Origin of the sequence: Ruminococcus sp. HUN007, assembly GCF_000712055.1 — a bacterium.
Lineage (GTDB): Bacteria > Bacillota > Clostridia > Oscillospirales > Ruminococcaceae > HUN007.
Map to the genome: position 1 here is coordinate 1,432,845 of NZ_JOOA01000002.1, position 24,529 is coordinate 1,457,373.

The 24,529-nt window shown below is 41.4% G+C and carries 24 protein-coding genes; 10 read left to right on the forward strand and 14 right to left on the reverse strand.

Annotated features, from left to right (window positions below):
* Positions 1 to 9 precede the first annotated feature (9 nt).
* Together CC97_RS10425 and CC97_RS10430 are read left to right on the forward strand one after the other, a co-directional pair.
* Positions 10 to 270: a hypothetical protein gene (locus CC97_RS10425; protein ID WP_044973949.1), complete on the forward strand. Its 261-nt coding sequence runs from the start codon at positions 10 to 12 to the stop codon at positions 268 to 270.
* Entirely contained in the window at positions 236 to 1,513 is a 1,278-nt protein-coding gene (locus tag CC97_RS10430; protein ID WP_044974923.1) for a hypothetical protein, read from the forward strand. Before CC97_RS10425 ends, CC97_RS10430 begins: the two co-directional genes overlap by 35 nt.
* Before the next feature lie 318 nt (positions 1,514 to 1,831).
* Here the strand turns inward: CC97_RS10430 and CC97_RS10435 are convergent, their stop codons facing one another.
* Positions 1,832 to 2,266: an SMI1/KNR4 family protein gene (locus tag CC97_RS10435; RefSeq protein WP_044974924.1), complete on the reverse strand. Its 435-nt coding sequence runs from the start codon at positions 2,264 to 2,266 to the stop codon at positions 1,832 to 1,834.
* Between the two features lie 271 nt (positions 2,267 to 2,537).
* On the opposite strand from CC97_RS10435, the gene CC97_RS10440 reads away from it, so the two are divergent.
* Positions 2,538 to 2,999 (forward strand): hypothetical protein, encoded by a 462-nt coding sequence (locus tag CC97_RS10440; protein ID WP_044974925.1) that lies wholly within the window; start codon positions 2,538 to 2,540, stop codon positions 2,997 to 2,999.
* Positions 3,000 to 3,073: 74 nt separating this feature from the next.
* On the opposite strand, the gene CC97_RS10445 is transcribed toward CC97_RS10440, so the two are convergent.
* Positions 3,074 to 3,319 (reverse strand): hypothetical protein, encoded by a 246-nt coding sequence (locus CC97_RS10445; protein ID WP_044974926.1) that lies wholly within the window; start codon positions 3,317 to 3,319, stop codon positions 3,074 to 3,076.
* 153 nt (positions 3,320 to 3,472) lie between these two features.
* On the opposite strand from CC97_RS10445, the gene CC97_RS10450 reads away from it, so the two are divergent.
* Positions 3,473 to 3,655 carry a hypothetical protein gene (locus CC97_RS10450; RefSeq protein ID WP_044974927.1) on the forward strand — a complete coding sequence of 61 codons (183 nt, stop codon included), beginning with the start codon at positions 3,473 to 3,475 and terminating at the stop codon, positions 3,653 to 3,655.
* The gene (locus CC97_RS10455; protein WP_044974928.1) at positions 3,652 to 4,260 is read left to right on the forward strand and encodes a hypothetical protein; all 609 of its coding nucleotides are present in this window, start codon (positions 3,652 to 3,654) and stop codon (positions 4,258 to 4,260) included. Before CC97_RS10450 ends, CC97_RS10455 begins: the two co-directional genes overlap by 4 nt.
* 255 nt (positions 4,261 to 4,515) lie before the next feature.
* On the opposite strand, the gene CC97_RS10460 is transcribed toward CC97_RS10455, so the two are convergent.
* Complete coding sequence (locus CC97_RS10460; RefSeq protein WP_044974929.1) at positions 4,516 to 5,052, reverse strand: NADAR family protein; 537 nt, start codon at positions 5,050 to 5,052, stop codon at positions 4,516 to 4,518.
* Positions 5,053 to 5,253: 201 nt separating this feature from the next.
* Here CC97_RS10460 and CC97_RS10465 point away from each other — a divergent pair, with 201 nt between their 5' ends.
* The 4 genes from CC97_RS10465 (at position 5,254) to CC97_RS10475 (ending at position 8,570) form a co-directional block, all read left to right on the forward strand.
* A complete protein-coding gene (locus CC97_RS10465) occupies positions 5,254 to 6,264 on the forward strand; it encodes a leucine-rich repeat protein (protein WP_049962829.1) in 1,011 nt (336 codons plus the stop codon).
* Between the two features lie 191 nt (positions 6,265 to 6,455).
* Positions 6,456 to 6,626 (forward strand): antitoxin VbhA family protein, encoded by a 171-nt coding sequence (locus tag CC97_RS20185; RefSeq protein ID WP_156036880.1) that lies wholly within the window; start codon positions 6,456 to 6,458, stop codon positions 6,624 to 6,626.
* On the forward strand, positions 6,626 to 7,087 hold the full coding sequence (locus CC97_RS18865) for a hypothetical protein (RefSeq protein WP_049962830.1): 462 nt from the start codon (positions 6,626 to 6,628) through the stop codon (positions 7,085 to 7,087). Before CC97_RS20185 ends, CC97_RS18865 begins: the two co-directional genes overlap by 1 nt.
* Before the next feature lie 259 nt (positions 7,088 to 7,346).
* Positions 7,347 to 8,570, forward strand: coding sequence for an ATP-binding protein (locus CC97_RS10475; protein ID WP_044974930.1), 1,224 nt, complete (start codon positions 7,347 to 7,349; stop codon positions 8,568 to 8,570).
* 80 nt (positions 8,571 to 8,650) lie between these two features.
* Here the strand turns inward: CC97_RS10475 and cls are convergent, their stop codons facing one another.
* The 3 genes from cls to CC97_RS20190 form a co-directional block, all read right to left on the reverse strand.
* A complete protein-coding gene (gene cls, locus CC97_RS10480; RefSeq protein ID WP_081850078.1) occupies positions 8,651 to 10,204 on the reverse strand; it encodes a cardiolipin synthase in 1,554 nt (517 codons plus the stop codon).
* Positions 10,205 to 10,342: 138 nt separating this feature from the next.
* Entirely contained in the window at positions 10,343 to 12,151 is a 1,809-nt protein-coding gene (locus CC97_RS10485; protein WP_049962831.1) for a CotH kinase family protein, read from the reverse strand.
* 30 nt (positions 12,152 to 12,181) lie between these two features.
* Positions 12,182 to 12,352 carry a DUF3877 family protein gene (locus CC97_RS20190; RefSeq protein ID WP_197021857.1) on the reverse strand — a complete coding sequence of 57 codons (171 nt, stop codon included), beginning with the start codon at positions 12,350 to 12,352 and terminating at the stop codon, positions 12,182 to 12,184.
* A 580-nt stretch (positions 12,353 to 12,932) separates the two neighbouring features.
* On the opposite strand from CC97_RS20190, the gene CC97_RS10495 reads away from it, so the two are divergent.
* Positions 12,933 to 13,535, forward strand: coding sequence for a TetR-like C-terminal domain-containing protein (locus CC97_RS10495; RefSeq protein WP_044974932.1), 603 nt, complete (start codon positions 12,933 to 12,935; stop codon positions 13,533 to 13,535).
* A 151-nt stretch (positions 13,536 to 13,686) separates the two neighbouring features.
* Here CC97_RS10495 and CC97_RS10500 read toward each other — a convergent pair whose 3' ends face one another.
* From CC97_RS10500 to fmt, 8 genes are all read right to left on the reverse strand, one after another.
* Positions 13,687 to 14,802 carry a DUF3048 domain-containing protein gene (locus tag CC97_RS10500; RefSeq protein ID WP_044974933.1) on the reverse strand — a complete coding sequence of 372 codons (1,116 nt, stop codon included), beginning with the start codon at positions 14,800 to 14,802 and terminating at the stop codon, positions 13,687 to 13,689.
* A gap of 40 nt (positions 14,803 to 14,842) precedes the next feature.
* Complete coding sequence (gene pknB, locus CC97_RS10505; protein WP_049962832.1) at positions 14,843 to 17,194, reverse strand: Stk1 family PASTA domain-containing Ser/Thr kinase; 2,352 nt, start codon at positions 17,192 to 17,194, stop codon at positions 14,843 to 14,845.
* Positions 17,195 to 17,224: 30 nt separating this feature from the next.
* Complete coding sequence (gene rsgA / locus CC97_RS10510) at positions 17,225 to 18,100, reverse strand: ribosome small subunit-dependent GTPase A (RefSeq protein ID WP_044974934.1); 876 nt, start codon at positions 18,098 to 18,100, stop codon at positions 17,225 to 17,227.
* Positions 18,101 to 20,341 carry a Stk1 family PASTA domain-containing Ser/Thr kinase gene (gene pknB, locus CC97_RS10515; protein WP_049962833.1) on the reverse strand — a complete coding sequence of 747 codons (2,241 nt, stop codon included), beginning with the start codon at positions 20,339 to 20,341 and terminating at the stop codon, positions 18,101 to 18,103.
* 160 nt (positions 20,342 to 20,501) lie between these two features.
* Entirely contained in the window at positions 20,502 to 21,209 is a 708-nt protein-coding gene (locus CC97_RS10520; RefSeq protein WP_049962834.1) for a Stp1/IreP family PP2C-type Ser/Thr phosphatase, read from the reverse strand.
* Positions 21,210 to 21,217: 8 nt separating this feature from the next.
* On the reverse strand, positions 21,218 to 22,282 hold the full coding sequence (gene rlmN, locus CC97_RS10525) for a 23S rRNA (adenine(2503)-C(2))-methyltransferase RlmN (RefSeq protein ID WP_044974935.1): 1,065 nt from the start codon (positions 22,280 to 22,282) through the stop codon (positions 21,218 to 21,220).
* A 2-nt stretch (positions 22,283 to 22,284) separates the two neighbouring features.
* On the reverse strand, positions 22,285 to 23,589 hold the full coding sequence (rsmB, locus tag CC97_RS10530) for a 16S rRNA (cytosine(967)-C(5))-methyltransferase RsmB (protein ID WP_044974936.1): 1,305 nt from the start codon (positions 23,587 to 23,589) through the stop codon (positions 22,285 to 22,287).
* A 1-nt stretch (position 23,590) separates the two neighbouring features.
* Positions 23,591 to 24,529, reverse strand: a complete 939-nt coding sequence (fmt, locus tag CC97_RS10535; RefSeq protein ID WP_242848166.1) for a methionyl-tRNA formyltransferase — start codon at positions 24,527 to 24,529, stop codon at positions 23,591 to 23,593.

A 24,529-nucleotide genomic window follows, 5' to 3' on the forward strand; every position in this document is an offset into this window, starting at 1 on the left:
GAATCAACCATGAGTGAATCATCTTCAAATAAAAGTAAAGTAGAATTTATCGCACGTATAGTTAATCCTGACGGTCAGGTTATCGAAAAAACAGTTACATCATACAACGAGCTGCCGTCACTTGAGGATTTTGACCTTGAAACCAAAGCCGGATTTCTCAAGGATTTTGATAAACTTGAAAAAGCGCTCCTTTCAGCGCGAAATGAAATCGGCGAAGCTATAGCAGAAGAATATCTTGATAAAGCCTATAAAAAAAATCGCCAAAAATAAGTTAACTAAGGTTGATACTGAATTAGGTCAAGTTTCAGCACAAATAATAAATTCCGTTTTGTTTCCGTTGCAGCCAAAGGAACGAATACAATCCATTGGCTGGACGATAATAGAAACTAAAATGTGCACTCAGCTCAGTTATCGCAGAGCAGCAGAAATGCTAAATCTCGTATATCATAAAAGTGAAAATGAAACTGTAAAACTTCGTACATTATCAGATAACGCAATTCGTATTGGCAAAGAAATCACAAACGAAGTAATGCGAAAATCAGAATCAGTTCTGAAAATGTATGGTTTTAATGCCGAAACGGGGTTAGTCGAAAAAGGTGTTACCCTTTCTGAAAGCGTTACTCAGGTATACAACTCAAATGAAGATGCAGAAAATCGACTTGGCGAAATACAAAATACTATAAATGCAATCAATGATATCAGGGATGAAAAAATACCGTTCAAAAGTGAAGAGATTTACCTGGAATCAAAAGATAACTGTGTCTATATATCTGTTGATGATGTAGGAGTGAAACATCAGAAAGATGTACGCAAGTCGGATGTAAACTATGAAAAAGACGGCAAATACGTCGAAAATACAGTAGCTCATATCCAAACCGGTGATGAAACATATATACTCACAGCCGTAGGAATGCGTAATCTTTTCAAGATCCTTTTAGCGTTTCTGCTAACACATGATTTTCTTAGCAAAGAAATCATATTTTTCACAGACGGTGCTAAAAACATAAAAAGCAACATAAATGAAATGTTTGCGTTTCATAGTTATAGCATCGTTCTCGATTGGTTCCATTTGAAGAAACGGTGTCAGGAATACCTTAGCATGTCGATAAAAGGAAAGGATAAAAGAAATTCCTGCCTTGAAAAAACGCTTCGCTATTTATGGGTTGGAGATGTTACATCTGCAATTTCATATCTCTCAAATATTCCTGAGGGCGATGTTAAAAAACAAAAATGGCTGGATGAACTCATTGCTTATCTTGAAAGAAAAAGAGAATGTATTGTATGCTATGCAGTGAGAGATAAACTTGATTTCAGAAATTCAAGCAATCCAGTAGAAAAAGCAAATGATATTATTGTCGCCAAGCGTCAGAAGCATAACGGAATGGCTTGGACTCCAAAAGGTAGTTCTTCGCTTGCTGCGATAGAATTTTTATATCATAACGATCAGGCATATGAATGGTTTTTTAATCATTCTATTCCTATGTTAACTCCAAATTTAATAGCGTGCGCTTGACAGAATAGCTATGTCTTTTGACACTGGAATATTATACCTCAGCCAATTCAACCGCACAGCTCGAACATTTTTCGAACCTTAACTATCAAAGATCTGCATACTCTCCAACCTTATTTCTGATTCGTCTTATAATCTTATTTAAGCAATCAGAAAAAGTATTGAAATGCTTTTCTCTGCCCTCAAACAATGAGACATATTCCCGATTTTTCTTTGTATAGCATAACATCTCACCGTCTCCGATAATTTCTCCAAGAATAATATAATCTTCAGTGAAAAGCTTTTCTTTTTCCTCCTCAAAAATATGCCTTCGGCGTGCTGTTACTCATCTTCCTCATCAACAACATCGATGACAAAATCTAATACTTCACAAAAATCATCAAAGATTACGCATTCTTCTTTTATGCATTCATATTTTTCATCTCTGTAAAGAACATAGATATCATCATGGTGATCATAACATATATGCGTATCGTTGTAATCCCCCAGTATCAATAATTCTTCCGGAACCGAGCCATCTGTAAAATCATAATTCAAATAATGATTTATATCTCCACTAACTCCGTATAAACACATATCAGAACCAAATATCCTTGCACCATTTGTCAGCATCAAAAATTCTTTATATGATTTCGGAATGATAATGTTATTGCTTTTCTCATATTCAGATATCTCACTCTCACTGGCTGGCGGAAAGAAATATGACTCCATCCATGAACCAGATAAACTCTTGATTTTTTCAATTCTACTTTTCATAACAACAATGTTTTTCCTTTCTCTTCTTTTATCATGTTTCATTAATAATTTGTGATAATATCTTACCATGAAAACAAGAAAATATCAAGTTGAAACTAACATAATTCAAAACGAAATTATCAGTTAATGTTCACTATGAAATCAGAGCAAATGTTAACTGTTACGTTGCATATTATCTGATTATATGCTATACTATTTAAAGCAACAGCCTGGAGATATATGCAGATGCTCAGTGAAACTGGCATGATAGAAAACAACGGAAACACCAATAATGTCATATATAAGAAAAAGCAATTATAAATCGAAATACAAAATAATGTCTGCACTGGTTATTGAAATAGAAATCATTATTTGTTTGCTGATATGTCTGACAGATAATATTCACAAATATGATTACTGGTCTGAAGATCAGGCAACGATTTCAGATATATCAATAGATAACTCGCCTAAGCCGCCTAAGAGCAGTCGAGGTACAGACTGCTTTATTATTGTTGATTACAATGGCGATAAAATTCTTATGCATTTTTCAGGTTATTCTCCTGAGCTTAATAAGGACGATATTATCACAATAAAATGCAATCCTGATAATAAATCTGAAATCGTATATCTTCCTTACGAGAAACACCGTATATTATTTAAGAGAATAAAAGCTTCTGTACTGTTTTTAGTTTTAATCATTGTATCTTTGTTTATTATACTCAATATAAAAGAAAAAGATCCGAATTATACTTGATGTATGGAATGTTTCAAATCAGTCGCACGCTATGTGCGGCTGATTTTTCTATTGTGCCGCAGGCACCACCATGATTACATCAGCGGAGCGATCACCTTGATTATACTTCCGAGCAGTTTGTAAAACAGTTTTTCATGTTTTATAGATTCCGCATCTACCTTCCGGCATTTCGAAAGTGTGTTCTGAAAATCTGTTTCAATATCTGAAATGCACTTTGTTTTATAAAGATAGGTTGCACATTCAAAATGTTGATACAGGCTTCTGTAATCAAGATTGATAGTTCCGACAACAGCCTTTTCATCATCGCTTACAAAGACCATTACGCGATTAAATATACGTAAATACGCTGGATCAGTGAAGCATTAGACTAGTATATTATTGACATTTCTTGTTCAGCATGGTATAATACTTATAAAGATTATTCATCTTTTTAAATTCTTATAACAAACTAAAGACAAGGAGGAGGAAATATTATGGCAACTTCAAGTATTACTCATAACTTTGTCATCACTGGCCAGGAAAAGATAGAAGCTTTTGCAGATGCGATTGAAAAATCAGCCACAAATCCTTCTTCTGAAACTTCAGAAATAAAATATACGGAAATCAAAACCATTGATGAACTTAAAGATTTACTGAGCAAAAGGAAAAAAGCATGAACAAAGATAACATCATTATATTAAATCTCAGCGAATTTGATGTTGAAAATATCGGAGATGATATAGCAGATATCATCTCCGATTTTACTTGCACATTAAATAAAGATGTCGAATCATTTCTTCATAACAACGCTATAGAATTCACAAGGAAAAAGCAGTCGGTAACTTATCTGGTATTATCAGGTGAAAGTGCACAGCTGCTCGGTTATTTTTCACTTACTATTAAACCGATAACAATTACTATCGATGTAAACACAAGCATAAGCAATACCATGCGTAAGAAAATAGAAAGAGTTAGTAAATTCGATGAAGAATCTCATTCTTACACACTTGCTGCTTACCTTATTGCACAGTTAGGAAAAAACTTCTCTGAAAATGTCGATATTCTTATTGATGGCAGTGATTTATTGAATCTTGCGGTTGAAAAAATTAAAGAAGCTCAGAATATTGTCGGTGGTCTTGCCGTTTTTCTGGAAGCAGAGGATAATGAAAAACTTCTTGAATTTTATAAATCTAAAAATGGATTTGTTGAATTTGGTTCACGTATGTCTGAATCCAGCAGCGAACCACACAAACTAATTCAAATGATCAAACTTCTCAAATAAACAAATATTAAGAGCTATCTGATTTAATTACGAATCAGATAGCTCTTATTGCTCTGTTCAGAAAGGTATCAGGCATCGCTGATGCCTGATACTATCAATAAGTTGCCTTAAGGCAGGTCTCGTTTTGTTTGAATTCCAATTTGCCCGCAATTAAACGCGCAAGCTTAATGTTTTCAGAATTCAGATGCGCTCTGTGCATCTGAATTTTCTATTGTGCCGCAGGCACCACCTTTTCATCGGTACGCCTTCGGCGTGCTATCTCAGCATATCTCTTACTTCCATAAGTGCAAATCCAAGAAGATTTTCGCCTTTCCATTTGCCCGGATCAGTTATTCCGGCTGCACTGGCTTCCATACCGATGCCCCATATTTTATCATACGGACTTGCTTCGACAAGTATCTTGTCTCCGGTAGAAATAAGAAACTCCTTAAGCTTCGGATTCTGACTGAATTTAAGCATATTCCCCTTTATCACGATACCGGATTTTACATCGTTCCACACTGCCTCATCAAAATTACGTATCTTTCGTCCGAACCCCTTGATCTCCTTCTGATCGCGTGATCCAAGTATCTTCTTTGCATATTCTTCGTCAGAAAATGCAAGTGCCTTGTGATACATCATGTACTGTTCCGCACAGCAGAAATCTATTCCGTCATCATTAAAATCACAAAGCCACCACTGGCTGAAGCACGCTTTTGTTATCTTCCCGTCTGCAGCAGGAGTGTGTCCCCAGAAGAATACAAAATCTTCTGCATTGTAGCTTCCAGTGTACATAGATCTGTTATATTTCATTTTTTGTCATTCCTTTCCCAGGTTCAAATGATCTGTAATCTCATATTCTTATTGTATTTTGCTGCCGGAAGATTGTCAAGGGATAATCACTAAAACCATGTGCCTGGCGTTTTTTATGTCTAAAAAATAAAGCTATGCATATTAACTGAAATATATTGTAAATATTTAATTTATTTCTGCGCATAAAAGCGAACAATATAAGTGGAAGACGGTGTTCTTGTAGATGCAAGTCAATGCGAAGGCGATATTGTTATTCCTGATTACGTTACCGCTATAGATCATGAGGCGTTTAAAGATAACGAAAAACTTACATCAGTGATCATACCTGATTCAGTAACCAGAATAGATTCATCTGCATTCTATGGGTGTTCAAATCTGAAATCAGTCGTAATTTTCGGTCCGATAACAAGTATAGATTACCAGACATTTCGTGAGTGTTCAGCTCTTGAATCTGTAACCCTCCCCGATTCAGTAATCAAAATTGATGAAAAAGTATTTTGGGGCTGTCCGAATCTCAAATCAATAAATCTTCCTGATTCACTGATTAGTATTGGAGCGCAGGCATTTTGGTACTGTGAAAGTCTTGAATCCTTAACAATTCCTGAATCTTTAACCAGTATAGGTACATCTGCATTTTCGGGTACGCCATGGCTGGATAAACAAATGACTGAAAAAAATCCGTTCGCAATAGTAAATGGTATACTTATAGCCGCAAACTGCAATCTGTGCAGTGAAGAGGTTATTATTCCGAATTCTGTAGAGAGTATAGCAAAGGACGCATTAATTGGTTATGGTTCTGATAAGATAAAATCAATAACAGTTCCTTCTTCAGTTACCAGCATAGGCATGTGGGCTTTTGATAGCCCAAGTTCACTGACCATTCTTAATCCTGACTGTAAAATCAGAAGAAAATTTCTCTGGACTGAAGACGTGACAGTCATCTCAGGATTTGCCGGTTCGACAGCTCAGAAATATGCCGAAAAATACAGACTTAAATTCGAAACGCTTCCTGATGATTACGGTACCGAACCTGAGCCTGATCTTACCCGTGATGTAAACGAAGACGGTGTAGTTAATATGGCAGACGTAATATGTCTCACAAAGAATCTTCTCGCATTTTCAGGATCATCCGATTTTACTGCTTATGACGTAAACGGAGACGGACAGTTTAATATAATGGATCTTTTAGCTGTAAAGAGAGCGTTTTTATAATTCGCGGGCTCAAAGCATACACCGCATCACTAGCCGAAATACCCGGCTGATGATGCGGTGTTTTGGTTTCAATATTTTTAAAAATTCTCTGTTGAAATTCCGGCGTTTAATTGCTATAATAAGAAATAACGACAGGGACTCTGTTACATTTTTTCTAAGCATACATAGAAACCCAAAAGGAGTTTATATAAATGGAAAACATCACAACTGATAAGGCATTTGAAAACCAGCTTGCCTCCATCAAAATGGAAGGTTACAAATTTTCAGCAGCCGAAATAGAAAACGTAAAGAAATGTCTGAACGGTGAGATCTCATTCATACAGTTCAAAGACACTATTCTCAAAGAGATTCGTAACGCTTAATGGCTGTATATTCAATGGATAGCTGCTCAGACAACTGCTATCCGGGAACAACTGTTCTCGTAAACAAACTGGACATTCATGAGCAGAAAGAACTTGATATCGCCGAAAAACAGATTACACTGCTCCGTGCAATTCAGGCTGAACAAAGTATGTCATTCGACAACCCGGATTTGAATTTCTACCTGTCAATACACCGGTTTCTATTTGAGGATATTTACGAATGGGCTGGAATGTTCAGAAACGTTAATATTTCAAAAAAAGGTACTGTGTTCTGCAAGGCTGACCAGATAAAAGGAAACGGCAGAACGCTTCGCCTTTTCATCACCCTTCTCGTGAGAAATACCAAAAGAAATATCAGTTTTGCAGATATAGATCCGGATATACTTATGATTGCAACAATACAAGCAGCACATGGTGATATTTCAATGCTGAAAAATGTGTTTGAAGATATCATACACTAATATATGCGTAATTTAAACAGCACCGAATTCTCGCCTTTTTTTCTTAGGTTTGAGAATGTAGTGCTTTTATTGTTTTATATACAATTAACTGATTTGCTACTCTAACCGCTTGGTACAGTCAAAGGAATCCGAGTTTTACACAGCTTTCAAGAATGTTGTCGATAAGATCGCGTTCCATTCTTTCATACCTGCCTTGACAAAATCATAAATCTCGGCTAAAATAAGATTGAATCGAATTTTAGCCGAGAGGAATGATTTTATGATTTATATAGACAGAGATCTTTCAGATAAAATTTCTTCGCTTTCAGAAGAATATTCATGTATTATTGTCACCGGACCGAGGCAGGTAGGCAAGACGACAGCTCTTAAAAAAATCATGCCGGAAAATATGTCTTATGTGACTTTAGATGATCTTGAAGAACGAAGGCTCGCCAAGAATGATCCTGCTATGTTTCTTCAGCTGCATCCTCTTCCGGTTCTGATAGATGAAGTACAGTATGCTCCGGAATTATTTTCTTATATCAAAATTGCAGTCGATAACGGTGCCGAACCGGGATCTTTCTGGCTTTCAGGATCACAGGCATTTGGTCTTATGAAACTTGCCAGAGAATCACTCGCAGGAAGAGCAGCTATACTGCATATGTCATCCATATCTCAGCATGAAGCGTATGGATCAGGAAAGACAGAACCGTTTGCTGTAGATCTTCAGAAACTTAATCTCCGAAAGAAAACAAATACCCCTGCTGATATTAATGAGATCTACCGACGAATCTGGAACGGATCGATGCCGGGACTGCTGAGCGGCAGATATAAAGATCGTGATGTTTTTTACAGCAGTTATATTCAGACCTATATCGAACGCGATGTCAGCGCTCTTGTTGATGTAAAAGATCCGCTGGTGTTTTCAGATTTTATCAGGGCGGCTGCATGCAGAGTCGGTCAGCTTCTCAATGTTCATGATATTGCATCCGATGCCGGAATATCTGATGAGACAGCAAAAAGATGGCTTTCAGTGCTTGAAAAATCGGATATCATTTTTTATCTGCATCCGTATTCAAATAATCTTCTTAAACGCAGCGTAAAAACGCCGAAGATGTATTTCTTTGATACCGGACTTGTGGCGTATCTAACACGTTACAGCTCGCCTGAAATACTGGCAAACGGTGCGATCAACGGAGCGATACTTGAAAACTATGTCGTAGCTGAAATACGTAAAACATATATCAACTGCGCCAAAGCCTGTCTTCTCTGGTATTACCGCGACCGCGATGCCCGTGAGATCGATATGGTAATAGAATCCGACGGCAAACTTCATCCGCTTGAATTAAAGCGTTCAGCAAATCCTTCTTCTGATATTGTAAAGGCATTTGAGATACTTGACAAAGGAAACGTTCCCCGCGGAACCGGCGCCGTAATTTGTATGAGAACTGAACTTTCTGCAGTTAATTCACAGAATCTTATTGTTCCGGTCTGGATGATATAACATCTAAAAATATAATCAAACACCGCATCACAAACCGTAATAACCGGCTGATGATGCGGTGGTTTTTATCTTCTGTCGCTTTACATCAGAGGCGCTATCACCTTAATAATACTGCCGAGCAGTTTGTAAAACAGTTTTTCGTGCTTTATAGATTCGCCATCCACCTTCCGGCATTTTGAAAGAGTGTTCTGAAAATCTGTTTCAATGTCCGAAATGCATTTCGTTTTATAAAGATAGGTCGCACATTCAAAATGATGATAAAGACTTCTGTAATCAAGATTGATAGTTCCGACAACTGCCTTTTCATCATCGCTTACAAATACTTTTGCATGGACAAATCCGGGAGCGTATTCATATATTCCGACTCCCGCTCCGGTAAGCGACTGGTAATGCGTTTTGGCAAGTGCATACGCTGACTTTTTATCCGGAATACCCGGTAAAATGATCTTTACATCCACTCCGCGCTGTGCAGCATATTTCAGGGCTGTTTCGAGTTCATTGTCAAGTATGAGATAAGGCGTCATAATATGCACATACGTTTTTGCACGGTAAAGAATATCAATGTACACGCTTTCTCCGACTTTTTCACCGTCAAGAGGGCAGTCACAGTAAGGCATGACAAAACCGTCATTCTTCGCCTGAACGCTGGTGTGTGCCGGTTCCCACACGGGCTCGTGTTCGGTCATATTCCACATCTGCAGGAACATAAGTGTAAAACTCTGCACCGCTTCGCCTTCAAGCATGACCGCTGTATCTTTCCAGTGTCCGAAACGGGAGCCGATGTTTATGTATTCATCGGAAAGATTGACCCCGCCGTTGAATGCGACCCGGCCGTCGATCACAAGTATCTTCCGGTGATCACGGTAATTGTAATGCGTTGAGATGAACGGAGTTATCGGAGCAACGGGTTTGCAGCTGATACCCGCCTTTTTCAGTTTTTCAGGATAGTTGTGAGGCAAGAGACTTACCTCGCACATTCCGTCATACATCAGCCTTACGTCCACACCTTCGGCTGCCTTGTCTGCCAGTATCTTAAGAATGCTTCCCCACATATGTCCTTCATTGACTATAAAATATTCAAGGAAGATGAATTTTTCCGCTTTTTTCAGTTCTTCAAGCAGTGTCACGAACATATCATCCCCGAGAGGAAAATAACGGACTTCCGTGTTCTCGTACAATGGAAAGCACCCGCTCCTGTTGAGATAGCGGCAGAGATCATCCATGGCGGAATCAACGATCTCCGGCTTTGTTATCGTCTGCTCATTCTGCTTTAAGTACTGCTTTGTTTCCGTTATCATTTCCCGGCTTCGTTCCTTTACAAGCCTGTGACCGATATTTTTCTTCGTATACCACAGAAATATTGTAGACGGAAACGGAAATATCATAATAAGAAACAGCCAGGTCAGCTTTGCTGAATAATCCATTGTATCGTTGAACAGATAGAACACCATCCCGATGGAAAACACAAGCTGAAAAGCGGAAAACCACTTGAAATAATCAGTAAACCAGTTGTAAAGCGAATAGAAGATCGCTATCTGGACAGCAACAAACAGCAGAACTATACCTGTTCTGCTGAATATAAAATGAAGGATCCCCTTTTTTCTTCGCGGGATCAGATACAGTTCTTCGTTCATAATTACCTCATCGAAAATCTGCAATCGTTATCTCAGCATATCTCTTACTTCCATGTGTCCCCAGAAGAACACAAAATCGTCCGGACTGTAGCTTCCGGTGTACATAGATCTGTTATATTTCATTCTTCATCATTCCTTTCAATCATTTATATACTCACTAAGATATCTGGTTATCAGTTCACGGCGATTTAAATAGAAATCCTTCAGAACAGCTATATTATCGTCATAGTTAAACTGCACACTATCCATGTCATCTGCGCCGCCCCAGAACCTGTATATGGTCTCTGTCGCAAAATCGTGATACTCATTTTCAAGTCTTTCTATCTCAGCTAATACACGTTCATCAGAAAAATCATTTTCCGCAACATCTGTAAATGTACTCGTAAACTCTTTCTTAAAGTTTTCATTTTTTAGAGCTGCGTTGAAAAGAACCCCGGCAAATCCTTTGCTTTTTAAAAGATATGCAAAGCTGTCCCTGTAGGCCTGAGTGTCAACATAAACAGCGGAACTGTATTCCGTATCGAACATGATAAAACGCCATCTACCGTCAGCATAAGGATTGCTCTCATCAGTTTTCTCCGCCTTCCACATCGATACGTTACTTGCTCCCCAGCTTACATTGTCAATATAGATCTCGGCACTTACATATTCCATAAAGCCCTGCATGTCAACACGTTCGCACAGCTTTTCATAGTTACTCTGATCTGAAAAATCTGTCACACTGATCCACTGTTTCAGCTCTTCCCACTCTGCAAATGTTTCTTCAGATCCTTTATCGAGTGACTCATTTTTGATTATGCAGATATACTTTTTCGGCACACCGTAATGAGCACTTACAAAATCCCTGTCAAGCTTTTCGGTTATTTCATAGTGTCCCCAGAATTCGCCGTTGAGATACACTATGCACGGCTCCATCCTTTGAGTAAGAAAACTGCGGTGACTGACAAGCGACTGAACAAGTCTGTCACGGAACCGGACAGAATCTGCGTCATTACCGCCGTTACGGAGCATGAATGTGTCAAACTTCGTGATTGCACTGCCGTCTGACTGACTTTTCACATTTCCTGAAAACAGATCATAGTCCAGTTTGGATGAACCGTATTGTTTTCGGAAATAGATATTAAAACTTTTCTGCGGATATGATCTGGTAGCACTGCCGTGTATCCTTATTCCCGCATCTTCAGCGACCGCCGGCTTTCCGTCCTCAAATATCTGTACAGAAACAGGTTTTTCCCACTCCCTGCCTTTCTGTTTGTAGTTTGCAGGAATATCCCACTCCTCTGTCATGGAATCATGATCCGGACCGTTTTTCCATTCATCATATGTCTTTCCCAGAACATATATACCATTATCATGATCGAAAAAATCATTTTCCGAAGTCACAAGTGAAATTATCTTAATTCCTTTATATTTCTCTGCACTCAGAGCATCGCCGATAAAATATGTGTCAGTGACAACATTACTCTTGTTTCCGTCTTTATCTACTGCAATTGCTCTGATAACTGTCGCTTTTTCGTTCTTAATTTCCGGAAGCACATATTTACCGTTTATATCTTCAGGAACTATTTCGGTGTGAGCACTTAATACTGCAGGTTCATCAGATCTGTCAGTGATCAGTATCGGTTCGTTATATCTGTTGCTTCCGGTATCAGGTATGCTTCCGTCAAGTGTGTAATACACGGTATTTCCTTCACCGGCGGATATTTCAAGATAAAACGGTGAGCTGTAAAATCCGCTTTTTACTGAAAAATTCATCCCTTCCGCTTCATACGGATCTCTGATATAGACGACTTCTGCCTTAACATCTTCCTCTCCGTTCTGCTTTGTATCAGAAAAAGAACTGTTTCCGGAATTCTGTCCGTTACATGAAGAAAATATACATGCCGTTCCGGATAAAAGCACTGCGAGAGCAAGTTTAACTGCAATTTGTCTGTAATATTTTTTCATATTTATATTCCTTTTCCATGTCAAAATCATTTATTCCGTCTTAACCGGATCCTCGTTCTCCATCATATTCCTGTAAGCAGCCTTTGTAAACCGGTGATATTCCAGTCCGAATACATTCTGCTCTATATGATAAATATACGGATCAACGTTATCATCGCCGAAAGAAAGCGCCCATTCATCCGGACTGTTTTTGCTGATCACTGGTGATTTCCTTTCTGTCTGAATTCTTACTAAGTGTATTCTTTTACTTACGATAACACAAGCGAAAGAAAAAGTCAAATTTATCTGTAGTTTTTTTCACAAAATTCATGCCGTTTACTTCTGAATATTTTACCGATGAAGAAATTACGGAAGCAATTTATTATTCAAAATTGTACTGCCCAAATTGCTATTGTTTTTTTAGATTTAATTATAGTGAACGCAAAAAAGATTTTTACGTTCACTATAATTAATTTATTTATATTGCCTTGCAGATCCGCAAACTACGTTTGCTCCCTGCATATCGGCTAATAGTAAACGAAAAATGAATTTTTCGTTTACTATATATGGGGTCCACTTCAATAAGTGTCCGCAAAAATATTTTAATAGAATAGTGTTGATTTTTTCTTCCGCATGTATTATAATATTGTGTAGAATAAAAAGCATACGGCATATTTCATGTCCTTTAAAAGACACATGTATCATGTAGAGTAAACGACAGAGTATTCAGCAGATATGCCCGGAGCTAACGAAGCATGCGGATGTTGGGGGAAATATTAATACTTAGGAAAGGATAATTCAAATGGTAAATCCGCGCGACAGACGTGTCAGAAAGACTGAAGAGCAGCTTGTAAAGGGACTTACAAAGCTCATGAAAAACAAGAGCATCAAAAACATCACAGTAAGGGAACTCGCTGACGAAGTCGACATCAACCGTTCGACATTCTATCTTCACTACAAGGACATTTTCGACATGGTTGAAAAAATCGAAAACGAACTCGCGGCAAATCTTATCAGCACACTCGATGAACTCAACAACAACCACATAACACAGAATATACTTCTCGATTTTCTGAACGACACATTCGAAACCATTTATCTGAATTCAGAACTCTGCGCTGTTCTGTTAAGCAGCAACGGCGACATAAGCTTCCAGAAAAAACTGCGTGACATTATTGACACCAAGACACTGGAAATCGTAAACACCTACCTTGCCGGAAAAGCTACCAAAGATGAAACACTTCTCATCACAAGCTTCATCATAAACGGTATTCTCGGTATCATCTCCACCTGGCTGCAGAATATTTCGCTCGGAACTCCTGAAAAGATGGCAGCTACTGCATGCAGTCTTATCGAAAGCGGCATCAACGACTTCTATACCAAAAATCCGTCAGTTCCAAACTGATACCATTACCTGATTGAAATGCTTCGCAGACCGGTCTCGTTTTATACCGAAATCCCGTCTGAACACAAAAACTACGCGTCACAGGCGCTGTAAGAATCAAAAAGCGTATGTATCAAAGATTTTTTTCTTTGTACATACGCTTTTGTTTTTATCAGAACGAAACGTTCGGAGTAATTCCTATATAGCACTTGCCGCGGTTTACCGTGAGCTCTTCGCCTGTCTCGCTGTCGGTGAATCTGAAGTTGCTGTTGTCGTCCGCTTTGCTCCAGTTTATAGACTTTACTTTTCCGCCTGAGAAGTAGTAGCCTTCACCGCCGTTAAGCTCAACATCCATTCTGTAGCCGTCATCACGAAGTGAAACATCCGTCTTGAGAGCAAATACATTGGTAAATGCAAGCTGTTTATCGTTTGACGCATCCATGTGAGGTGATCCTGAATGCTGCTTGAGATATGTTTTTGACTCGCCGTCATAGGTAAATGTACTGAAGTAGGAACCGGAGAAGGTTATTACCATGCTCTCGCATTCCTCATCTGAAATATCCACAGGCTCAGTACCATCCGCAAATTTCATGTAATCGGCTCCGCCGTTCTTTACCTCAGTACGGAATCCGGCGTTTTCAATATTCTCAGGAAGTTTGCTTCCGTCAAGACATCCGGTATGTTCCTTTGCATAGTACTCGAGTCTGTTTTCATCATTATAGAAAAGACCGCTGTTTGAATTGTCACCGTCAAATCTGTCAATGCCGAGACGTTCAAGTGTCTCCTTTGCTATTGTCATATCCATGCCCCAGTGACAGTAAATTGCATCAAGTCCGTTTGCAATGAGCGGGTAATAGTAGCGGCAGCTTCTTATGGAGCAGAGTGTCGGAACGTTTGTGTAGTCACCGAACACTGCCATAAGTCTTGTTATGCCGCCTTCAACAACTATCTCATAAATGTAGTCCGCTGAACTTATACCGTACTGCGGCAGTGACTGATCGATATTGTTTATCATAACAGCAACCGGTCTTTTTCCCACTGCATCAGGATTATATCCGTACTCACCTGTAAGAGGATTGTGGACAAGCGATGCCGGTTCCTCGCTGTCCGTTACTTCTGTGACAGCTGTTTCCGTTACTGCTGCCGCTTCTGTTTCGGCAGCCTTTTCAGTAGTTACTTTTGTACCGGTCTGCTCCGGTATTACCGGTGCTTTTTCCCCTGCACAAGACCCAAGCATTGCGGCAAGTATCAGAGCTGATGCCGCAGTCATGACTTTTCTCATCTTCATCTTGAATTATATTTTTCCTTTCCAATCGCTAATCATAAATTTATTCTTCAGGCGATGCCGGCTCTTCAGCCGGATCGTCAGGAACATTCTCATGCTCTGTTACCACAGGTTCTTCTGTAACTACGGCAGGTTCAGTGTGAACAGGTTCCGGAGAAGTTACCGGCACCACCGGTGACGGTGATGGTGACGGAGACGGTGAAGGACTGTGCGCTGAAGGTGACGGTGAATGGTGCTGTGAAGGTGAAGGAGACGGTGTTGTTACCGCAGCTGTTGTTTCAGCCGGGTTAAGTGAACCGATCTTTTCAAGAGCTTCCTTCATGCTGTCCTTTACCGTGTCATATTTATCAGCTGCAAAGTCTACCTTGTATTCGCCTATAACTGCATTTTCACCGGTGAATATGTTCATCAGTTCAATTCTTACTGTCTTCTTTTCAGAACCCGTAACATCGATACTGTATTCATCGAAGCCTTCGATGTTGATATCCTCGATCGCATCAGTCTGTTCATTGTCAACAAATATTCTGAACGTACATACACCGTATGCGCCTTCAGGGAATTTAAGACTGATCGTAACATCACTCTCAGGCAGTTTTCCTGTACTTACGTAAATAACGATTTTTTCATTCGGATTTACCAGCGTGTCAGGCGGGAAGTTCTGGCTGATGACTTCACCCTCAGGCGCCTTGTCATCCTTTTCCTCGATCTCAACACTGAATCCGGCGTCCTTCAGGATCTTTTCAGCTTCATCTTTCTTCTTTCCGACAACATTCGGAACTATCTGGGAATCATCCTGTGCTCCCTTGCTTACATAAAGCGTTACATCCTTGGTTACTTCCATGTTAGTGCCTGATTCAGGCGAAATACGTATTACCTTGTCATAGTCGACCTTGTCATTGAAAATAGGTTTCAGTATTACCTTGAATCCGGCATTGTTGATCTTTTCGCACGCTTCAGTTGCGTCAAGGCCGTTTACTTCGGGAACGATATTTCTGCCGTTTGCTATACCGACATAGACCTTCGCGCCTTTATCGACCTGTGCTCCCTGCTCGATGCTCTGTTCGATAATGGTATCCGCTTCGTACTGCGAAAGCTGAGGTTCTCCCTTGATCGTTATTTCAAGATCTCCGGAATACCTTTTCACCATCTCGCTGTAGTTCTTCTGTACCAGTTCCGGCATGATGAACTTGTCATCTTCCTTTTTGCCGAGAATGCCGGAAATAAAGCCGGCTATACAAGCTACTCCGAGTACCATTCCGAGAACAGTTGCAATTGTTGCAAGTTTCATGCCGATACCGCTTCCCGGAGTTTCATACTCAGGCGGCTCCTCGTTTACTGGTTCAGCCCTGCGTCTGGCAATACGTTTTCTTCTTGATTCGCTTTCATATTTCCTGTCAATGTAATAGTTCGGCGTTGCCTCTTCAGGATCATAGTCCATCGGATCCGTTTCCTCTTCCGCTTTTTCCCCGGAAGTATTCTGCACATCTTCAGTGTCCTTTTTCTCTTCTTCGGATTCCTCAAAATGTTTTTCCGGTGCGCCCTTGTATACATAGCCGAAAACATGATCAGGATCACTTCGCAGAAGTTCAATGTCCCTTATCATCTCGCGGGCATTGTGGTATCTCTCAGCAGGATCCTTTTCCATCGCTTTCAGTATTACTTCCTGCTGTCCTATGCTTATGTCCGGATTGATGCTGCGCGGCATCTTCGGATCATCATTCATCTGCATGAGTGCAACTGTCAGCGGATTATCCGTATCGAACGGCTTGATACCGGTAAGCATTTCATAAAGTATTATACCTGCCGAGTAAATATCACTTGCTCCGTCGGTCTGCTTGCCGCCTGCCTGTTCCGGACTAATATAGTGGACTGAACCGATAGTCTGTGCTGTTGCAGTTATGCCTATTTCATAAGTGAACTTGGCAATGCCGAAGTCCATGACTTTTATCGTTCCGTCCTCAAACATCATAATATTCTGAGGCTTGATGTCCCTGTGTATTATTCCCCTGTCATGAGCATGTCCGAGGGCACGGAGTATCTGGATAATAAAGTGTGATGCTTCCTTCCAGTCCAGTTTCTGCTGGGACTCCATATATTCCTTCAGAGTTATGCCGTCAATATATTCCATAACGATGAAACGCATCTCGTCATTGAATCCAACATCAAGCACCTTTACGATGTTCGGATGAGAAAGCATTGAAACAGCCTTGGATTCATTCTTGAAACGCTGCAGGAACTCATCGTTTTTTGTATATTCATTTTTAAGGATCTTTACAGCAACATCCCGGTTTTCCAGCCGGTCAAACGCTCTGTACACATCAGCCATTCCGCCGACACCGATACGTTTTTTAACTTCGTATCTGCCGTCGAGAATAACCCCGATATTCTTATCCATAAAGCTTATTTTCTCCTTCTTCTATGAAAGCTAAAGTTCCCAATCCTTAATAGCCTTAGCCTCTTCATACATCTGACAATAACTCTCATGCCTGCTTTCAGGTATCAGACCGTCTTTCACTGCCTGTATAACAGCGCACCCCTTTTCACAGGTGTGTGAGCAGTCACTGAAGCGACAGTTCCCTGAAAAGTCGGAAAACTCAGTAAAACATGAACTGAGCTCCTCCTTTTTTATTATTTCATACTTGTTTGTCTCAAAAGTCGAAAATCCCGGAGTGTCAGCAATGTAACCACCGCTCTCCAGCCTGTACAGCTGCGAATCTCTGGTGGTGTGTCTGCCTCGTCCGAGTTTTTTGCTTATCTCACCGGTCTTTATTTCAAGTGTACTGTCTATGGCATTCAGGAGAGTTGATTTTCCAACTCCGCTGTTACCTGTAAACGCACTTATTTTTCCGGCAAGCATCGATTTCAGTCTCTGTACTGTATCCGGATCGGAATAGTCTATGACAACGACATCAATTCCGACTCTGGTATAGACAGAAAAGATATTGTCAGATCTATCAAGATCTACTTTGGTTATTACCACAACAGGCTTTATATTCTTATACTCCGCAATGGCAATAAATTTATCAAGAAGTAAAAGATTCGGTGCCGGCTCACATACGCTCACTACAAAAATGAGCTGATCCATATTGGCCAGCGGCGGTCTTATAATGTGATTTCTGCGCGGCAGTATATCAGTAATGACTTTTTCATCTGAAAAAGTTACCCTGTCGCCCACACACGGGCTGCGGCCTTCTTTCCTGAATATTCCGCGCGGAACACATTCATAAATGCCATCAGGAGACTCTACGGTATAGAGTCCCCCGATGGACCTGATTATCAGTCCTGTTTTATCTGATGACATTTACTGTTCTCCGTCATTGCCGGCATCTTCTTCGCTGCCGTCAGATGGTTCCTGATTTTCCGGTTCTGAATCCTCCGGAGCAGCTGACGGTGATGGTGAAGGAGAAGGTGACGGTGATGGTGACGGTGATGGTGAAGGAGAAGGTGATGGTGATTCCTTCTGCTGATTTGCCTTGATACCGTCTACTTCCTTGAATGCCTTGTTGATATCTTCCGAAATAGTCTGTCTTGTTCTTGACTCGTCAAATGAGAACTGGTATCTTCCTATTTCAAATTCCTTGTTGTTGCCCTGGTTTACAAGATAAATTGTGATCTCCTTCTTTGCGCCTGAAGCACTGATCGCAATGTTCTTGCTTGAAGTGTACTTGGCATCAACGTCCCTGTGTTCGCTGTTGAGTGTACCGTCAACGAATACCTTGAATGCGAATGTACCGTATGCATCCTGAGGGAAGTTGATCGTGATCTCCTGAGTTGAAACTGCAGGAAGACCTGTACTTACGAAAACTGTTATCTGAGTGCCTGTTTCAACTACAGTATTTGGTGAGAAGTCCATACCTACTACTGTACCTTCAGGCATTTCTGAGTTTCTTGTTGCTGTCTTAACTACAAGGTCAAGGTCCTCGAGCATCTTCTTTGCTTCAGCTTCCTTTTTACCGTTGATATCAGGAAGCTTTACCTGTGTGGTCATCTTTCCTCGGCTGATGTAGATAAGAACTGTTGATCCTTCCTTGCATGCTGTGTTTGCTGCAGGTTCGGTCTTGATAACATAGCCTTCCTGAACTGTATCACTGTATACGAGTTTTACCTGTGATGAGAATTTCTTTTCTTCAAGAATTGCCTTCGCCTGTGATTCTGTAAATCCGTTGTCGAGAGCAGGTACATCGATCATCTTAGGTCCCTTGCTGAGAACTACGTGAATCTTGTGACCCGGCTTTACAACTGAATTCGGCTCAAGATCCTGTTCAAGGATCGTATTGACAGGCATCTGTGAGTAAACTGTATCCTTTACTTCAAAAACAAGATATTTGCTGTAAAGCTTCTTGGCATTTTCGTATTCCTGACCAACGAAGTTGTTTACTGTAAATTCCTTGAAATCTGATTCGCCGCCGAAGTAATTGAGCAGGAGACCAGCAAGGAAGATCGTCGCAATTATTATTACAACTATGACAATACCTGAAAGCATCGGTATGAAAAGTGATCTCTTTTCAACATATTCCTCCTCCACTACAGGTGTATCGGAATAGCTGTAAGGCATTTCAGCCGGTGCGTCACTGTAGAGACTGTCAGAACTTTTGTCAGATTCAAGAGACTTGAACGACCTTGTTGAATTAATATCGTTTGTCTGCTTATCTTTTTCCATAATATTACCTTTCTCCTCTTTACTGTATCCTGAACCTCGGCCCGGATTCAGTTTAAACTTTTCAATATCTGCGATCATTTCCTCGGCACTGGCGTAACGCCTGTCCGGATCCTTTTCGATCGCTTTCATTATAATATTCTCAAGCCCTTCAGGAACTTTCGGATTAACATCCGAAGGGCGCTTTGCCTTGGCCTGCATATGCATGAGCGCAACAGATATCGGGTTTTCATTGTCAAACGGCTTGATGCCGGTCAGCATTTCATAGAATACCACACCAGCCGAGTAAATGTCACTCCGCTCGTCTGTCTCGCCTCCGCGCGCCTGTTCAGGGCTTATGTAATGCACGGAACCGATAGCCTGCGCTGTAGTTGTGAGTCCTTCATCCTTTGCAAATTTTGCAATTCCGAAGTCCATGACTTTTATGTTGGCGTCTTCAAGCACCATTATATTCTGGGGCTTTATGTCCCTGTGGAAAATCCCCTTTGAATGTGCATGTCCGATCGCTCTGAGGATCTGCAGCATGAAATATGAAGCAGTCTGCCAGTCGAGCACCTTTTCGATCTCCATGTATTTTTTCAGAGTTATTCCCTCTATGTATTCCATGGCGATGTACTGGGTATCCGAATTGTTTCTGAATCCGACATCTATTATTTTCACTATGTTCGGATGAAACAGCTGGGCAATTGCAAGCGATTCATTCCTGAAACGTCTGAGGAACTCCTCATTTTCAGCATACTCTCTTTTCAGGATCTTTACTGCAACAATGGTCCCGTTATCGTCGAGTCTGTCCCTGGCTCTGTAAACGTTGGCCATGCCGCCGGATCCTATAAGTTTCTGAATCTCAAAACGTCCGTCGAGCTTTTTTCCAATATATTTATCCATGTATCAAACACTCCTGATCATATTTCTGGAAAACACTGACTGATTCCGTGATCCTGCACGGACCGGATTTTTATGTGAAGGCATTAGGAGTTTTCAGGATGCCGCCCGCACATTAACATAATCAGCGTTTACGCAGGATTTCCGTCTAATCATATTCGCTTCAGCTGTTTTCAGCCACGGCAAGCGTTATGTTATCCGGACCTCCTTTTTCAAGAGCCATATCCACAAGCTTCTTTGCTGCTTCTTCTATGTCACAGCCGGAAAGCACATTTTTTATCTCCTCGTCAGTACAGCAGCCGTGCAGGCCGTCAGTACATATGAGCAGCTTTGCTCCCTGAAGCTCTGTTTCAAAATAATCAACTTCGATCTCCCTGTCTACCCCGACTGCCCTTATGAGCATATTCTTCTTGGGGTGGTTGACCGTTTCCTCCTCAGTGATCTTTCCCTGATCCTTAAGGAGCTGTACAAATGAGTGATCCCTGGTTATCTGCTCCAGAGTATCGCCTCTGCAGAGATACGCTCTGCTGTCGCCGACATTTACAATGTGTACCGTGTCGGATTTTGCATCTATAAATGCAGCAACGCATGTTGACCCCATTCCTGATTTTTCAGGCTCTGCGTGGGATGTATTGAATATTACTGAATTAGCCACTGTAACTGTTGAGACCAGCAGATTTTTCAGGGTTTTGGACGCAAATGACCGGTCATATCCGGCAATAAACTTGCTTCTTACCACCTCTGACGCAATGGTACTGGCGTATTTTCCGTGGTTTTCCCCGCCCATACCGTCGCAGACTATTATCAGGGCCGCATCGTCGAATATTTCACAGACGACCATATCCTGATTTTTCATTTCTGCATAAGCCAATATCCGATTCACTGGCTATTTTCAATCATCTCACCCCTTGACCTTTCATATTCACGTCTGAGCTGACCGCATGCCGCCTCGATATCTGTGCCGAGCTTACGGCGCACAGTTGCGTTGACTCCGAGCTTTACCAGCTCGTTCCTGAACTTTTCAACATGTGATAAGGAAGAGGAATAGTCCCTTTCCTTAACATTGTTTACTCCGATAAGATTTATATGACTTATCATTCCGCTGAAAAGTGAAGCAAGCTTCTTTGCATCAGCGGATGAAGAGTTGACATTTTCAATGACAGCATATTCGAAGGTTATCCTTCGTCCTGTCTTTTCCGTATAGTATCTGCACGCTGACATGAGCGAAGCCAGATCATACTTTCTGTTCACAGGCATTATTCTGCTTCGTGAAACATCGTCAGGACTGTGAAGCGACACAGCAAGATTTATTGAAAGATCCTCACCGGCAAGGTCACGTATCCGCGGAACTATTCCGCAGGTCGACAGGGTAACATGTCTCATGCTGATCCCGTCGGACTCCGGTGCTGTAACAAGTCTGATGAACCGCAGAACATTGTCATAATTATCAAGCGGTTCTCCTATTCCCATAAGCACAACACGTGATATCTTTTTTCCGAGATCACGTTCGGCTTCGTACTTCTGGAGAAGTATTTCGGAAGCCGTAAGGTTTCTTACAAACCCGGCTATGGCTGAAGCACAGAAATCGCAGCCCATTTTACAGCCTATCTGCGTGGATACACATAGGGATAGTCCGAAGCTGTACTCCATCACTACAGACTCGACAATATTGCCGTCGTTAAGTCCATAAAGATATTTTACAGTATTATCTATAGCTGATTCAAGCTTTCGGACGATATTTAGGCGTTTTATACAAAACGTATCATTTAGTTTTAGTCTTAAACTGGCTGATAAGTTAGTCATTTCATCAAAACTGACCGCTTTTTTTATGTGCAGCCATTCATAGATCTGTCCGGCCCTGAATTTTTTCTCACCCAGTTCACCGGTGACTGTCTCTGTCAGCTCTGCAAGGCTCATGGAAAGTATGTCTTTTTTCTCTGCCATGATCATTTCCTTCTTATCTTTGAAATAAAGAAACCATCGCTGTCAGGACCTGAAGCACCAAGAACAGCCTTGTACCCGCCGAACGGTTCGCCGGCATCTTCAAGGAAGCTCACGCCCTCGTAGTCTTCATGCTCGCGAAGGAAACGGTCAATTATACCGTCATTTTCATTCCGGTTGAGCGTACATGTGGAATACACGAGCTCACCGCCTTTTCTGAGATAAGCTGCACCGTTGCAGAGGATCCTGTACTGAATATCATAAAGTTCCTCAAGATCACAGGTAAGCTTGTATCTTATTTCAGGCTTTTTTCCCATAACTCCGAATCCGGAGCACGGTACATCACACAGCACCTTGTCCGCCCCCTCAAGTGAAGGATCATATTCCAGTGCGTCATGAGTGAAAGCTGATATATTTCCGAGGTGAAGCCTTTCGGCACCGTCTTCAATGAGACGTACGCGGTGGCTGTACAGATCAAATGCGATCACCTTTCCCCCACCGTGCATCATTTCAGCCATGGTAAAAGACTTGCCTCCCGGTGCGGAACAGAGATCAAGGACCTTGTCTCCGGGTTCAGGTGCGAGCGCCGCACAGGCAAGCTGTGATGAAATATCCTGAACATGAAAATAGCCTTTTCTGAATGCGGGTGTATGCGTGAGCACGCCCGCTCCGACACTGTAGCAGTCAGGCAGAATATCTGACTTTACAGGATCTGTTTTCGACATCGCTTCCCTCAGCATCTTTTCATCCGCGACCGTACTGTTAAGACGTATGTAAACAGGAGGTTTTCCGGTAAGACGTTCAAGAAACGATTCGGTAAACTCTCTTCCGTAACCTGAGATCACCGCCGAGATTATATCCGGCGATACAGAGTAACGTACTGAAAGCGCCTCAAGTTCATCCCCGGGTTCCTTCACAGCAGACGGATCCCTGAGGTAGTTTCTCAGCACCGCATTGACAAATCCGGATGCGCTGGAAATACGGAAACCTCTTGTAAGTTTCACCGATTCATTAACAGCTGCATTGTCCGGCACACTGTCCATATATCTGATCTGGTATATCCCCGTCCTGAGTATATTCAGAACAGTAGGATCAAGCCTTTCCGGCCTTCTGGTGCTGAAGCACGATATTATGTGATCAAGAGTAATTTTTCTTTCAAGGACACCGTAATAAAGTGTAGTTATGAATTTTCTCTCCTGAAGCGTCATCTCGCCGGACGAGAGCACACTGTCAAGCAGAATGTTTGAGTAACTGTCTTCACTGAAAGTCTTTGAAAGAAGTTTTACCGTTTCTTTTCTGCAGTTTACCATACTATTCTCCGGTAGTGAATTTTATTCCTGCCTGAAGCTTGCTGCCTCTGAGATAATCAGCAGCCTTCATTCTTTTGCTTCCTTCAGGCTGTACTTCTGTAAATTCTATTACCCCGCCGTCTCCGCAGACCACAAGGAATTCAGAAGAAGTCCCGGTAACAGTACCCGGTTCACAGTCTGATTTTTTTCCGGTAAGCACTGAACGGAAGAACTTTATTCTCTTTCCTTCAAGAAAAGCATATCCGGTTATCGCCCTTACCGTATTGTGTATTTTACATGCCGGCTCTTTAAAATCAATAAGCGACATGTTTTTGGTTATCATAGGTGAGTATGTCGAAAGACTGTCGTCCTGAGGCGTACGTTCAAGAGTGCCGTTTTTAAGTGACGTGATGGTTTCTATAAGTGTTTCAGCACCGCATACGGCAAGTCTGTCGTGAAGTTCAGCGAATGTCTCGTTTTCGCCTACCGGTATTTCAGACTTTATGAGCATGTCTCCGGTGTCAAGTCCCCTGTCCATCATCATCGTGGTAACACCTGTCTTCTTTTCGCCGTTCAGGAGACACCACTGCATCGGAGCAGCACCTCTGTATTCCGGCAGCAGAGAACCGTGAACATTGATACATCCGTGTTTCGGAAGTGTAAGTATCGCCTCCGGAAGTATCTGGCCGTACGCTACTACAACTATAAGGTCAGGAGCGTTTTCCTTCAGTATGTTCAGCGCAGTTTCTGCATCTTCACCCTTTCTGAGTGAAAGCGGCTGATAAACAGGAATGTTCATTTCAAGAGCTGCTTCCTTGACCGGCGTAGGGATCATTTTATAGCCGCGGCCCTTCGGTTTGTCAGGCTGTGTGAAAACAGCTGTAACATTTTCACCTGCATTTACAAGAGCCTTCAGCGAAGGAACTGCAAAATCAGGCGTACCCATAAAAACTATATTCAA